This window comes from Streptomyces tremellae (assembly GCF_039540215.1).
Lineage (GTDB): Bacteria > Actinomycetota > Actinomycetes > Streptomycetales > Streptomycetaceae > Streptomyces > Streptomyces tremellae.
Genome location: NZ_BAABEP010000005.1, coordinates 164,379 through 177,471 on the forward strand (window position 1 = coordinate 164,379; position 13,093 = coordinate 177,471).

The window sequence follows — 13,093 nt, forward strand, 5'->3', positions numbered from 1 at the left end:
CGGAGGGCGCACACACCGGACGCCGCGAGGCCCGCCCTCCGGGCGGACGACGCGACGTCACCGGCACTCCCTAGCGGCCCCGCAGGCGAGGGGCGAACGTCGCGTGGAAGATCGTCGAGGCCGCGCCCACGGCGGCCGCCTGCGCGCTGAGCACCGACGGCTCGACCTCGACCCGCCGCAGCCGCCGCGCGCGGCCGTCCCCGGCAACACCACGCCGACCGTCGAGCGCGCGGACGGCACGACGTACGGCACGGTGTGGCAGCACGCCATCACGAGCGGCGACGGCGGCGCGGCCCCGGCGTGGGTCAGTATCACCTCGTTCAACGAGTGGCACGAGGGCAGCCAGCTCGAGCCCGCCACCGGCACCCCGCCCACCAGCCCCGTCACGTACCGGACGTACGAGGGCGCCTGCGGCAGGAGCGGTGCCGCGGCCACCACCGCCTATCTGGAGCGGACCCGGTACTGGAGCGGACCCGGTACCGGGTGGAGAGGTGCACCGCCGCCCGGCGCGGGGTGTGACCCCCGCCGCCCGCGGGGCCGCGCGGAGCCCGCGTTAGGCTCGGACGATCCCCGTACCGCCGCAGGAAGGACTCCCGCGCCATGCAGCCCCAGCCAGGACCGCTCACCTACCGCGACGCCACCCCTGACGACGTGGACGCGGTCGTCGCCCTGGTGGAGTCGGCCTACCGGGGCGAGTCGAGCCGGGCGGGCTGGACCAGCGAGGCGGACATCCTGGACGGGCAGCGCACCGACAGGCAGGGCGTGCTCGAGGTCGTCGAGGCCGCGTCCAGCAGGCTGATCGTGGTGGAGCGGGACGGCGCGCTCGTCGCCTGCTGCCAGCTGGAGGAACGGGGGGACGGCGCCGCCTACTTCGGGATGTTCGCCGTGCGCCCAGGCCTCCAGGGCGGCGGGCTCGGCCGCCGGGTCATCGCCGAGGTCGAGCGCCTCGCCCGCGAGGAACTCGGCGCGCGCGAGATGCAGATGACCGTCATCACCGTGCGGAAGGAGCTGATCGCCTGGTACGAGCGGTGCGGCTACCGGCGTACGGGCGCCAAGACGCCCTTCCCGTACGGCGACGAGCGGTTCGGCCTGCCCACCAGGGACGACCTGGAGTTCGAGCTGCTGGTCAAGCCGCTCGCCTGCGGGGCCGCGGCCGGCGGCGCCGAGGCGGCGGACGCGGGCGCCGCGCGCTGACCCGCTTGCGGGGCGCGGTCCGCGCCGCGCCCCGGAAGCGGACGGGTCAGCCCTCGGCCCGGGTCGCCTCGCGGATCTCCGGCCGGTCCGTGGTGACCCCGTCGATACGCAGGGCCCGCGCGAGCCGCAGGTGATCCTCGGTGTTGACCACCCAGCCGAGGACCTTGAGCCCTTCGGCGTGCGCGCGCTCCACCGTCTCCAGCGTCAGCCTGCGGATGTTGAGCGCGACGGTCGCCGCGCCGACCGCCTTGGCCCGGTCGAGCACGTCGCCGCCCCACCGGCTGGCGATCAGTACGGTGCGCACCCCCGGTACGAGGCGCGCGATCTCGGCGACCGCCTCGTCGTGGAACGACGACACCTCGACCCGCTCCACCAGCGAGCGCTCGTGCATCACGGCGGCGAGCGCCCGTGCCGCGGCCGCGTCCTTGATCTCGGCCTGGAGGGGGGAGGAGACCGCGTCGAGCACCTCCTCGAACACCGGCACCCGCTCGCCCCCGCCCGCGTCCAGTTCCTTCAGCTCGGCGAGGGTGAGCTCGGCGATGGAGCCGCTGCCGTCCGTCGTCCTGTCCACCTCCGTGTCGTGCATGACGACGAGCGCGCCGTCCTTGCTCAGGTGGAGGTCGAGCTCGATCGCGTCCATGCCCACGCGCTCGGCGCGCAGGAACGACCGCAGGGTGTTCTCGGGCTCGGCCCCCATCACACCGCGGTGGCCAATGGTGGGAAACGTCAAGGCTCTCTTCTTCCGTCCGGCGGCGCCCGGGCCCGGCGCCCGGGCCGCGTGACCGGCAGCCTAACGGGCAGACACAGGCCGGGGCCGACGCGGCCCGCGCGGCTGCGGATGCAAGCCCGTACGCCGCTCGGGACAGGACATTCCACGGCGATCAGGGGGTTGGGCAGGACAATCCGGCGGCCTCGCCTTGTGGTGGAGAACCGTTCGCTTATACGGTGTCTTGACGCGAGGTTCTCCCGTGGAGGAAGTGTCATGACGGAAATTCTTGTGCAGGGTGCCGCCGAGACGGCCACATCCGACGCCCCGAAGGTGGTCGACCACCCGGCGTGGGCCGAGCTCAAGGGTGCCGTCGAGGAGATCAGGCCCTGGCAGTCCCCTGACGGTTCCATCGACTTCGACGCCGATTCCGCCCCCACCGGACAGGCCGCACGCGCGGCCCTCGACCGCGTCACCGCCGCCGTCGAGCGGCTCTCGCCGCTCCTGCCGCACGATGCGGCCTACCACCGGGCCCTCGTCGCCGACCTGCGCGCATGGGCGGAGAGTGGTTTCGGCGTGCCGGACTTCCTGGATTCGCTGCTGGCCTTCCAGCCCGCCGCGCACCGCGTGGACGGGCTCCAGCACCTCGCCGTCTTCCCCATGTACACGCAGAACGGCAACCCCGACCGCAACCTCGAAGCGGTCGTCCTGCGCATGGTCTGGCCCGACTGGCTGGCCGAGCTGGAGCGCACTCGCTACGACAACCCCCTCTTCTGCGGCATCACCTTCGAGGGCTTCACCTCCGGCTACGACACCAACTCCGCGGTCTTCTTCCCCGAGACCATCGCCGTGCGGGAGGTGCCGGAACGGTTCAGCTGGGGCGGCATCTTCTGCGACCGCGAGGCCGCGCGCTTCCGGCGCGTCTCGGCCGCCGCCGTCGACCTGCTCTCCATCGACCTGCCGGACGACGTGCGCGCCATGCTGGACGACCAGGAGCGCTGCATGGAGGCGTTCGTCCTGTGGGACATGGTCCACGACCGCACGCACAGCCACGGCGACCTGCCGTTCGACCCGTTCATGATCAAGCAGCGCCAGCCGTTCTGGATGTACGGCCTTGAGGAGTTGCGCTGCGACCTCAACGCCTTCCGCGAGGCGGTCGCCCTGGAGGCCGAGGGCCTGCCGCAGGGCCGCGACGTGCAGATCGCGATCCTCTTCGACCGGCTGTTCCGCTTCCCCGTCACCGGCTCCCGCGTGAAGAACTACGACGGACTCGGTGGCCAGCTCCTCTTCGCCTACCTGCACCGGCACGATGTCGTCCGCTGGACGGACAACACCCTGCGCATCGACTGGGACAGGGCCCCCGAGGTCACCAAGAAGCTCTGCACCGAGATCGAGGACCTCTACCGCGCGGGCATCGACCGCCCGAAGCTGGTCCACTGGTTCGCCGCTTACGAGCTCGTCTCCACCTACCTCGCCCCGCACCCGGGCTCGCGCTGGCACAAGGGCCCCGACGCCCTCGACCTGACGCAGCCGCCCCGCAAGCTCGTCGACGACGTGCTGCCCGACGAGTTCCCGCTGAGCATGTTCTACGAGGCCCTCGCCAAGAAGCTGAAGAACGTCGTGGCCTCCACGAAGGGCATCACCGCGGCCTCGCCCGAGCGGGCCGCGGCCGACCGGGCGCGCGCCGCCTGAGCCGCGTACGGTGACCGGCGGTACGGACGAGATCAGGGGAGCGGAATGACCAGCGACACCACACCGGCCGCCCAGGGCGGCGCCACCCCGGCCGAGCGCGTCGACGCGCCCGCCCCGCGCTCCCTCGACGGCAGGGTGGTGGCGGTCGCGGGGGCCGCGGGCCCCGCGGGCCGCGCCACCGTGCTGCGGCTCGCCGCCGCGGGTGCCACGGTCCTCGCCGCGGACGCCGACCGCGAGCGCCTCGGCGAGGTCGTCGAGGCCGCCGCCTACGCGGGCAGCGCCCGCGTCACCGGCGAGCAGGTCGACCTCCTCGACGCCGCCGCGGCCCGCGACTGGGCCGACCGGGCCGAGAGGGAGCACGGCGCCGTCCACGGCCTCGTCCACCTCGTCGGCGGCTGGCGCGGCGCCAAGACCTTCGGCGAGACCGACCTCGCCGACTGGAACCTGCTCGACAAGCTCCTCGTCCGCACCCTCCAGCACACCAGCCTCGCCTTCCACGACGCCCTGCTGCGCAGCGGCGACGCGCGATTCGTCCTGGTCAGCGCCGCCGGCGCGACCAGGCCGACGGCGGGCAACGCCGTCTACGGCGCCGCCAAGGCCGCCGCCGAGGCCTGGACCCTGGCGCTCGGCGACTCCTTCCGCAGGGCCGCGAAGGCGGGGGGCGACGCCGAGCCCCGCGCGGCTGCTGCGATCCTGGTGATCAAGGCACTGGTGCACGACGCGATGCGCGCCGAGCGCCCCGATGCGAAGTTCGCGGGCTTCACGGACGTCAGGGACCTGGCCGAGGCCGTCGCCGGACTCTGGGACCGGCCCGCACAGGAAGTGAATGGACACCGTCTGTGGCTGACGCCGGAACCGAACCGACCCTGAACGCCGCGGCGGCGGGTGAGACCGACGCCCGCCGCCACCACGACCCCGCGGTGCGCGGCTTCGCCAGCGACAACTACGCGGGCGCGCACCCCGAGGTGCTCGCCGCGCTCGCCCTCGCCAACGGCGGCCACCAGACCGCCTACGGCGAGGACGCGTACACCGCCCACCTCCAGGACGTCGTACGCGGCCACTTCGGGCCCGCCGCCGAGACGTTCCCCGTCTTCAACGGCACCGGCTCCAACGTCGTCGCACTCCAGTCGATGGCGGACCGGTGGGGCGGTGTGATCTGCGCCGAGAGCGCCCACATCAACACCGACGAGGGCGGCGCGCCAGAGCGGGTCGGCGCCCTCAAGCTCCTCACGGTCCCCACGCCCGACGGCAAGCTCACCCCGGAGCTCGTGGACCGGCAGGCGTTCGGCTTCGACGACGAGCACCGGGCCATGCCGCAGGTCGTCTCGGTCACCCAGTCCACCGAGTACGGGACGCTGTACACGCCCGACGAGATCAGGGCTCTCTGCGAGCACGCCCACGGGCACGGGATGGCGGTGCACCTCGACGGGGCCCGCATCGCCAACGCGGCCGCCTCCCTCGCCGTGCCGGTACGGGAGTTCACCACCGACGCGGGCGTCGACGTGGTCTCCTTCGGCGGTACCAAGAACGGCATGGTCTTCGGTGAGGCCGTCGTCGTGCTCAACCCCGGCGCCGCCCGCGCGGTGAAGCGCCTGCGCAAGCTCTCGCTCCAGCTCCCGTCGAAGATGCGGTTCGTCTCGGTCCAGCTCGAAGCGCTGCTGGCGGGCGACCTGTGGCTGCGCGGCGCCCGGCACGGCAACGCGATGGCGCGCCGCCTCGCCGAGGGCGTGGGCGCGGTCGACGGCGTGGAGATCCTCTACCCGGTGCAGGCCAACGGCGTCTTCGCACGGCTCCCGCACGAGGTGGCGGTCCGCCTCCAGAAGCAGTTCCGCTTCTACTTCTGGGACGAGGCGCGCAGCGAGGTGCGCTGGATGTGCTCCTTCGACACCACGGAGGACGACGTCGACTCCTTCGTCAGGGCGCTCGCCGAGGAGATGGCCCGCGAGACGGGTGCCTGACCCGCGGGACGGCCCGCCGGGGTGCGGAGAACGGGCCGAGCCCCCGCACCCCGGCGGCTCAGGCGCCCGCCTCGCGCGCCTCGGCCGGGGCCGGGGCCGTGCCGCCGAGGTGGGCAGGCAGCCACCAGGAGTCCGCGGCGTCCCTCGGCCTGGCCGGGTAGGCGCGCTGCGCCGCCTCCAGCAGCTCCTGCACGCGCTCGCGCAGCCTGCGGGTGATCGGGCCCGCGTACTGCCCCTCGGGCGCCTCCACGCGCTCCCCGACCCGCACGGTCACCGGGATGTGGCTGCGGCGGAAGTTGCGCGGCCTGCCCTTGGTCCACAGCCGCTGCGAGCCCCACAGCGCCATCGGGACCAGCGGCACCCCCGCCTCCTGGGCGAGCCGCACGGCACCGGTCTTGAACGTCTTGAGCGTGAACGACGGCGAGATGGTCGACTCCGGGAAGATCCCGACGACCTCGCCCGAGCGCAGCGACGCCAGCGCGTCCGCGTACGACTTCTCGCCCCGGTCGCGGTCGACGGGGATGTGCTTCATGCCGCGCATCAGCGGGCCTGAGACCCTGTGCCGGAAGACGGACTCCTTGGCCATGAAGCGCACCAGGCGCTTCTGCGGCAGGGCGCTCAGGCCGGCGAAGACGAAGTCCAGGTAGCTGATGTGGTTGCTGACGAGGACGGCGCCGCCCGTGCGCGGAATGTTCTCCGACCCGTCCACGTCCACCTTGATGTCCAGCGCGGCGAACACCGACCGCACGAAGCCGATGACCGGCCGATAGACGAGCTCTGGCATCTGGGGGGACCCCTTCTTCTTCGGCATGTCGAGCCGATCGTGCCCGATGCGCGGGGACATGACCAGCCTCACCGGCCGTGCGCCGGGAGATACTCGTCACGTCGGCCCCGTGGGCGCCCCGCACCCGGAATAATCGCAGGCCGCGCACGCGCTCCTGCCGGGCGGGTAGGTATGCCCCGTGCGGGGCGACCGGTTCCGCGCGACGACGGCCGGACGACGGCTCGGAGTGGGAGGCCATGGTGGAGGGGCAGCACGGCGTACTCAGGCTCGGCGCCGCAGATCTCGGTACCGGCCTCGGGGAGCGGGCCACCCTGGTGCACTTCTCCAGCGCCTTCTGCCGCCCCTGCGCCGCCACCCGGCGCACGCTCGGCGAGGTGGCCTCCATGGTCGGCGGCGTCGCGCATGTGGAGATCGACGCCGAGGCCCATCTCGGCCTGGTGCGCGCGCTGCGGGTCCAGTCCACCCCGACGGTGCTGGTGCTGGACGCGCAAGGGCGCATCGTGCGCAGGGCGGCGGGACTGCCCCGCAAGGCCGACGTGATCGCCGCCCTCGGCGAGGCCGTCAAGTGACGGCGCCCGAGGCCGGCACCGCGCGCCCGGGGCAGGCGCCCGCCTCGCCCGAGCTGCTGCGCTCCGTCTTCCGCCGCCACGCGGCCGGCGTCGCCGTCATCACGGCGTACGGCACGGGACCCGTCGGGTTCACCGCGACGTCCCTCACCTCGGTGGCGGCCGAGCCGCCGATGGTGTCGTTCGGCGTGTCCGCCACCTCCTCGTCCTGGCCTGTGCTCGCCGACGCCGAGTACGTCGGTGTGCACGTCCTGGGCGAACACCAGCGGGAACTCGCCGCGCGGTTCGCGCGCAGCGGCGCCGACCGGTTCGGCCCGCCGACCTCCTGGGCCAGGGGGCCGCAGGGCGTCCCCCTGCTCGACGGCGTGCTGGCCTGGCTGGTGTGCCGCGTCGAGGCGCGGGTGCCGGCGGGCGACCACCGGATCGTGCTCGCCCGGGCGGTCACGGGCGACCCGGCCGGGGCGGGACGCCCGCTCCTGTACCACCAGGGCGGCTTCCACGCCCTCGGCCCCGCACGCGACTGAGGTCACAGTTACAAGCGCTTGCTCAGCGGGCAGCAGGTGGAAGAGCATGGCCGTACTGGCGAGTAATATCTAGCCGTGGCGGCCCGTCGCGGGCGCCGAACCACGGCGTCAACGGGCGCATATGCTTGCATGCAAACCAAGAGCAGCCCGTTGAGGACGACGGACAGACGTGCAAGGGAGCTGGCGTGAGCTTGAGGATCGTTGTCTGTGTGAAGTACGTGCCCGACGCCGCCGGCGACCGGAACTTCGCCGACGACCTGACCGTCGACCGCGAGGAGGCCGACGGCCTCCTGTCGGAGCTCGACGAGTACGCCGTCGAGCAGGCGCTCCAGATCGCCGACGAGGCGGACGAGGCCGAGATCACCGTCCTGACGGTCGGCCCCGAGGACGCCAAGGACGCGCTGCGCAAGGCCCTTTCGATGGGAGCGGACAAGGCGGTCCACGTCGAGGACGACGACCTGCACGGCACCGACGCGGTCGGCACCTCGCTGGTCCTCGCCAAGGCGATCGAGAAGACCGGCTACGACCTCGTCGTGTGCGGCATGGCCTCCACGGACGGCACCATGGGCGTACTGCCCGCGATGCTCGCGGAGCGCCTCGGCGTCCCCCAGGTCACCCTGCTCTCCGAGGTGTCCGTCGAGGACGGCACCGTCAAGGGCCGCAGGGACGGCGACGCCGCCACCGAGCGCCTGGAGGCCCCGCTGCCCGCCGTCGTGTCCGTCACGGACCAGTCGGGCGAGGCGCGTTACCCCTCCTTCAAGGGCATCATGGCCGCGAAGAAGAAGCCGGTCGAGTCGCTCGACCTGGGCGACCTCGGCCTGGACGCCGACGAGGTCGGCCTCGGCGGCGCCTGGACCGCCGTGGACGCGGTGGCCGAGCGGCCCGCGCGCACCCAGGGCACGATCGTCAAGGACGAGGGCGAGGGCGGCAAGCAGCTCGCCGCCTACCTGGCGGAGCAGAAGTTCATCTGAGCCGCCGCCCCGCGGCAACGCCCCAGCCCCCGTACGCCACATCCGCAGGAGAGCAGTCCCATGGCTGAAGTTCTCGTCTATGTCGACCACGTGGACGGTGCCGTCCGCAAGCCCACCCTCGAACTTCTGACGCTGGCCAGGCGCCTCGGCGAGCCGGTCGCCGTCGCGCTCGGCGCCGGCGCCGAGTCGACCGCCGCCACGCTCGGCGAGCACGGCGCGGTCCGCGTACTGCACGCCGACGCACCGGAGTTCGCCGACTACCTCGTCGTACCGAAGGTCGACGCGCTCCAGGCCGCGTACGACAGCGTGTCGCCCGCCGCCGTGCTGCTGCCCTCCTCGGGCGAGGCCAAGGAGATCGCCGCGCGCCTCGCCGTGCGCATCGGCTCCGGCCTGATCACCGACGCCGTCGACGTGGAGGCCGGCGACGAGGGCCCGGTCGCCACGCAGTCCGTCTTCGCCGCCGCGTACAGCACCAAGTCCCGTGTCACCAAGGGTGCTCCGGTCATCACCGTGAAGCCCAACTCGGCGCAGGTCGAGCCGGCCGCCGCGGCCGGGACGCCCGAGCCGCTCTCCGTCTCCTTCTCCGACGCGGCCGCGGGCACCAAGGTCGTCTCCCGCGAGCCGCGCGAGTCGACGGGCCGCCCCGAGCTCACCGAGGCCGCGATCGTCGTCTCCGGCGGACGCGGCGTCAACGGCGCGGAGAACTTCGCGGTCATCGAGGCGCTCGCCGACTCGCTCGGCGCCGCGGTGGGCGCCTCGCGCGCCGCGGTCGACGCCGGCTGGTACCCGCACTCCAACCAGGTGGGCCAGACCGGCAAGTCCGTCTCCCCGCAGCTCTACATCGCCTCCGGCATCTCCGGTGCGATCCAGCACAGGGCCGGCATGCAGACCTCGAAGACGATCGTCGCCATCAACAAGGACGCCGAGGCGCCGATCTTCGACCTGGTCGACTACGGCGTCGTCGGCGACCTGTTCGACGTCGTGCCGCAGCTGACCGATGAGGTCAAGGCCCGCAAGGGCTGACCTCGGCACGGCGGGCGGCAGGGCCCGGGACGCGCGGCATGTACACCGCGTGCACCCGGGCCCTTCGCGTGCCCGGGGCGGCCGGGGACCGTTGACGGTCCAGGTGCCGCCCGTTACGGTCGGAGCGCTGTTCAACAGAATGTTGAAGAGGGCGCGGCGGCTCGACACAGGGAGTGGGTCCATGGCACAGCAGGCGGAGCACGTCGTCACCAGCCTTCCGGAGACCGTACGCGCGCAGGTCGGCGCCGCCCTCGCGCCCGTCGACGCCGAACTGGCCCGCCGCTACCCGGGCGACCCCGGCACCCGGCAGCCCGTCCATACCGTCTACGTACCCGCCGACGCCCTCACCGCGGACACCCTCGCGGAGTGGGGCGCCGCAGCGCTCGCCGCGCTCGACGAACACGCCCCGGACGCGGGCGCGTTCGCCCGGGTGCTCGGCCTCGGGGACGACCTCGCGCAGCCCGTGCACGACCGGGTGCGCGCCAAGCTCGCCCGCGGACCAGTCGAGGACCTGCGCATCGACTTCGAGGACGGCTACGGCGACCGCGGGGACGCCGAGGAGGACGAGGCCGCCGCGCGCGCCGCCCGCCTGGTGCACGCCGCGTACGCGGACGGCACGGCCGCGCCCTGGACGGGCATCCGGATGAAGTGCCTTGAGGCGCCCGTGCGGGACCGCGCCCTGCGCACCCTCGACATCTTCCTCAGCGGGCTCGTCGCGGCCGGCGGCCTGCCGGACGGGCTGGTGCTCACCCTGCCCAAGGTCACCTACCCCGAGCAGGTCGCGGCGATGGCGCGCGTCCTCGGTGCCTTCGAGGAGGTCCACGGCCTGCCCGCCGGCCGGCTCGGCTTCGAGATCCAGATCGAGACCAGCCAGTCCATCCTGGCCGCGGACGGCACCGCCGCCGTCGCCCGCATGATCCACGCCGCGGGCGGTCGCGCCACGGGCCTGCACTACGGCACCTTCGACTACAGCGCCTGCCTCGGCGTCAGCGCCGCCCACCAGTCCAGCGACCACCCGGCGGCCGACCACGCCAAGGCCGTGATGCAGGTGGCCGCGGCGGGCACCGGCGTGCGGGTCTGCGACGGCTCCACCAACGTGCTGCCGGTCGGCACCCGCGCCCAGGTCCACGAGGCCTGGCGGCTGCACTACGGGCTGACCAGGCGCGCCCTGGCCCGCGCCTACTACCAGGGATGGGACATGCACCCCGGCCACCTGCCCACCCGCTACGCGGCGGTCTACGCCTTCTACCGCGAGGGCCTGCCCGCCGCGGCCGAGCGTCTTGCCACCTACGCGGCCCGCGCCACCGGCGGCGTCCTCGACGAGCCCGCCACCGCGAAGGCGCTCAGCGGCTACCTGCTCAGGGGCATCGACTGCGGCGCCCTCGACATCGCCGAGGTCACCGCCCTCACCGGGCTCGACAGGGCCGCCCTCACCGTGTACGCCGCGCCCCGGCGCGCGGACCTGACCACCTCGGCGTGAGGGGCCCCGCGGTCCTGCGGGCGCTCAGTGCGCGGGGGGCAGCTCGCCGGAGCCGCGGGTGATCAGCCGGGTGGGCAGCACCACCCTCTCCGGTGCGTCGGCCGCGCCGTCCAGCCGCTGGAACAGCCGTTCCGCCGCGGTGCGGCCGAGCGTGGCCGCGTCCTGCGCGACCACCGTCACGCCGGGGTCGAGCAGGTCCGCGAGCTCGATGTCGTCGAAGCCGACGAGGGCCACCGGGCGGGCGCGGCCCGCGAGGACGCGTACCACCGTCACCGAGACGCGGTTGTTGCCCGCGAAGATCGCCGTGACCGGGTCGGGCGCGTCGAGCATCGCCGCGACCGCCTCCCTGACCCGGTCGGGGTCGGTGGTGCCCAGCGAGATCCAGCCGGGCTCGATGACGAGCCCGGCGTCCGCCATCGCGGCCCGGTAGCCGCGCAGCCGCTCCGCCGCGGTGTGGATCACGGACTGGTCGCCGATGAAGCCGACGCGGCGGTGCCCGTGCGCCACCAGGTGGGCCGTGCCGGCGCGCGCCCCGCCGAAGCTGTCGGACAGCACCGCGTCCGCGTCGATCCGGCCCGCGGGCCGGTCCACGAACACCGTGGCGACGCCCGCCTTGATCTCCGGCTCCAGGTAGCGGTGGTCGTGCCCCGCGGGCACCACGATCAGACCGTCCACCCGGCGGGCGCACAGCGCGAGCACCAGCTCCTGCTCGCGCTCGGGGTCCTCGGCGCTCGAACCGTTGATCAGCAGCGCGCCATGCGCCCGCGCGACCTCCTCGACCGCGCGGTTCAGCGGCCCGTAGAAGGGGTCGGCCAGGTCCTCGATCACCAGCCCGATGGACGCGGTTCGGCCCTTGCGCAGCACCCGCGCCGAGTCGTTGCGCCGGAAGCCCAGCGCCTCGATGGCCTCCTGCACCCGCCGCTCGGTGTCGGGCGTGACCCCGGGCTCCCCGTTGACGACGCGGGACACCGTCTTGAGCCCCACACCGGCGCGCGCGGCCACGTCCTTCATGGTGGGCCTGGTGCCGTAGCGCGGTTCCGGACGGAGGCGGCGGGAGGATTCGGCCACAGTGCGCAGTCCTGTCGTCGGGTCGGTTTGCCTTGAACGGCTGTGGCGACGAGCATAGGCCCTGGACAACGTTGTCAGGTGACGGGAGACTGTTCCCCTGAGCAGCAGGTCCGCCTCCGCGCCCCGCGCAGAGCGGGACGGTACCGACCCTGGAGACCACACACCGATGCATACCGACTACGTCGCCGCTCTCGACATCGGCGGCACCAAGATCGCCGGCGCGTTGGTGGACGGAAAGGGCGGCATCCTCGCGCGGGCGCAGCGCCCGACCCCGGCCACGGAGGACGGCGAGCTGATCATGGGCGCGGTCGAGGAGGTCTTCGGCGAGCTCACGGCCGACCCGCTCTGGGGCGGGGCCGTGGCGGTCGGTATCGGAAGCGCGGGACCCGTGGACGCGACCGCGGGCACCGTCAGCCCCGTCAACGTCCCGGGGTGGCGCGGCTTCCCGCTGGTGGAGCGGGTACGCGCGGTGACAGGCGGCCTGCCGGTGACCCTGGTGGGCGACGGGGTCGCGATCGCCGCCGCGGAGCACTGGCAGGGCGCCGCGCGCGGCCACGACAACGCGCTGTGCATGGTGGTGTCCACCGGCGTCGGCGGCGGACTCGTGCTCGGCGGCTCGCTGCACCCGGGGCCCACCGGCAACGCGGGCCACATCGGGCACATCAGCGTGGACCTCGACGGCGACCTGTGCCCGTGCGGCAGCAGGGGCTGCGTGGAGCGGATCGCGAGCGGCCCGAACATCGCCCGCTGGGCGGCCGGCGCGGGGTGGCGGCCCGGTGCCGACGGCGACGCCACCGCGGCGGCGGGGGCCGCCGCCGCGGCCGGGGGCGACCCGGTCGCGACCGCCGCGTTCGAGCGCGCGGCCCAGGCGCTCGCCGCGGGCATCGCCGCCACCGCCACGCTGGTCGAGATCGACATCGTGGTGATCGGCGGCGGAGTGGGCAGGGCGGGCGAGGTGCTGTTCGGCCCGCTGCGCCGCAGGCTCCGCGACTACGCGACGCTCTCGTTCGTCCAGGGCATCGAGGTCGTGCCGGCGACGACGGGCACCGACGCGGGCCTGGTGGGTGCCGCGGCGGCCACCGGCCTCGGCAGCAGCAGGGACGACGACGCCGCGGTGGTCGGCTGAC

General features: G+C 73.9%; 14 protein-coding genes and 1 pseudogene. 11 read left to right on the plus strand and 4 right to left on the minus strand.

Annotation, left to right across the window (positions count from 1 at the left end; all coding sequences use genetic code 11):
* Positions 1 to 70: 70 nt before the first annotated feature.
* Entirely contained in the window at positions 71 to 265 is a 195-nt protein-coding gene (locus ABEA77_RS06635) for a hypothetical protein (RefSeq protein ID WP_345642647.1), read from the minus strand.
* Here ABEA77_RS06635 and ABEA77_RS06640 point away from each other — a divergent pair.
* Both ABEA77_RS06640 and ABEA77_RS06645 read left to right on the plus strand, forming a co-directional pair.
* Positions 254 to 409, plus strand: a pseudogene (locus tag ABEA77_RS06640) (alpha-mannosidase); the annotation flags it as partial. The gene ABEA77_RS06635 and the pseudogene ABEA77_RS06640 overlap by 12 nt on opposite strands.
* A gap of 191 nt (positions 410 to 600) precedes the next feature.
* The gene (locus ABEA77_RS06645; RefSeq protein WP_345642524.1) at positions 601 to 1,194 is read left to right on the plus strand and encodes a GNAT family N-acetyltransferase; all 594 of its coding nucleotides are present in this window, start codon (positions 601 to 603) and stop codon (positions 1,192 to 1,194) included.
* Positions 1,195 to 1,240: 46 nt separating this feature from the next.
* On the opposite strand, the gene ABEA77_RS06650 is transcribed toward ABEA77_RS06645, so the two are convergent.
* Positions 1,241 to 1,891, minus strand: coding sequence for a glycerophosphodiester phosphodiesterase (locus ABEA77_RS06650; RefSeq protein WP_345642633.1), 651 nt, complete (start codon positions 1,889 to 1,891; stop codon positions 1,241 to 1,243).
* Between the two features lie 285 nt (positions 1,892 to 2,176).
* Between ABEA77_RS06650 and ABEA77_RS06655 the strand changes: the two genes are divergently transcribed.
* From ABEA77_RS06655 to ABEA77_RS06665, 3 genes are read left to right on the plus strand one after another with little or no spacing between them, the layout of a single operon-like run.
* Positions 2,177 to 3,592 carry a DUF6421 family protein gene (locus ABEA77_RS06655; RefSeq protein WP_345642527.1) on the plus strand — a complete coding sequence of 472 codons (1,416 nt, stop codon included), beginning with the start codon at positions 2,177 to 2,179 and terminating at the stop codon, positions 3,590 to 3,592.
* 45 nt (positions 3,593 to 3,637) lie between these two features.
* Positions 3,638 to 4,462, plus strand: a complete 825-nt coding sequence (locus ABEA77_RS06660; RefSeq protein WP_345642529.1) for an SDR family NAD(P)-dependent oxidoreductase — start codon at positions 3,638 to 3,640, stop codon at positions 4,460 to 4,462.
* Positions 4,432 to 5,550, plus strand: a complete 1,119-nt coding sequence (locus ABEA77_RS06665; RefSeq protein WP_345642531.1) for a threonine aldolase family protein — start codon at positions 4,432 to 4,434, stop codon at positions 5,548 to 5,550. Before ABEA77_RS06660 ends, ABEA77_RS06665 begins: the two co-directional genes overlap by 31 nt.
* A 58-nt stretch (positions 5,551 to 5,608) precedes the next feature.
* Here ABEA77_RS06665 and ABEA77_RS06670 read toward each other — a convergent pair whose 3' ends face one another.
* A complete protein-coding gene (locus ABEA77_RS06670) occupies positions 5,609 to 6,334 on the minus strand; it encodes a lysophospholipid acyltransferase family protein (protein ID WP_345642636.1) in 726 nt (241 codons plus the stop codon).
* 236 nt (positions 6,335 to 6,570) lie between these two features.
* On the opposite strand from ABEA77_RS06670, the gene ABEA77_RS06675 reads away from it, so the two are divergent.
* The 5 genes from ABEA77_RS06675 (at position 6,571) to ABEA77_RS06695 (ending at position 10,898) form a co-directional block, all read left to right on the plus strand.
* A complete protein-coding gene (locus tag ABEA77_RS06675) occupies positions 6,571 to 6,903 on the plus strand; it encodes a TlpA family protein disulfide reductase (RefSeq protein ID WP_345642534.1) in 333 nt (110 codons plus the stop codon).
* Positions 6,900 to 7,424 carry a flavin reductase family protein gene (locus tag ABEA77_RS06680; RefSeq protein WP_345642536.1) on the plus strand — a complete coding sequence of 175 codons (525 nt, stop codon included), beginning with the start codon at positions 6,900 to 6,902 and terminating at the stop codon, positions 7,422 to 7,424. Before ABEA77_RS06675 ends, ABEA77_RS06680 begins: the two co-directional genes overlap by 4 nt.
* A gap of 185 nt (positions 7,425 to 7,609) precedes the next feature.
* The gene (locus ABEA77_RS06685) at positions 7,610 to 8,395 is read left to right on the plus strand and encodes an electron transfer flavoprotein subunit beta/FixA family protein (RefSeq protein WP_345642538.1); all 786 of its coding nucleotides are present in this window, start codon (positions 7,610 to 7,612) and stop codon (positions 8,393 to 8,395) included.
* A gap of 60 nt (positions 8,396 to 8,455) precedes the next feature.
* Positions 8,456 to 9,418, plus strand: coding sequence for an electron transfer flavoprotein subunit alpha/FixB family protein (locus ABEA77_RS06690; protein ID WP_345642540.1), 963 nt, complete (start codon positions 8,456 to 8,458; stop codon positions 9,416 to 9,418).
* 181 nt (positions 9,419 to 9,599) lie between these two features.
* Positions 9,600 to 10,898 (plus strand): DUF6986 family protein, encoded by a 1,299-nt coding sequence (locus ABEA77_RS06695; RefSeq protein ID WP_345642542.1) that lies wholly within the window; start codon positions 9,600 to 9,602, stop codon positions 10,896 to 10,898.
* 24 nt (positions 10,899 to 10,922) lie between these two features.
* On the opposite strand, the gene ABEA77_RS06700 is transcribed toward ABEA77_RS06695, so the two are convergent.
* Positions 10,923 to 11,909 (minus strand): LacI family DNA-binding transcriptional regulator, encoded by a 987-nt coding sequence (locus tag ABEA77_RS06700; RefSeq protein ID WP_425588215.1) that lies wholly within the window; start codon positions 11,907 to 11,909, stop codon positions 10,923 to 10,925.
* Between the two features lie 223 nt (positions 11,910 to 12,132).
* Here ABEA77_RS06700 and ABEA77_RS06705 point away from each other — a divergent pair, with 223 nt between their 5' ends.
* The gene (locus ABEA77_RS06705; protein ID WP_345642548.1) at positions 12,133 to 13,092 is read left to right on the plus strand and encodes an ROK family protein; all 960 of its coding nucleotides are present in this window, start codon (positions 12,133 to 12,135) and stop codon (positions 13,090 to 13,092) included.
* The last annotated feature ends 1 nt before the right edge of the window (position 13,093 follow it).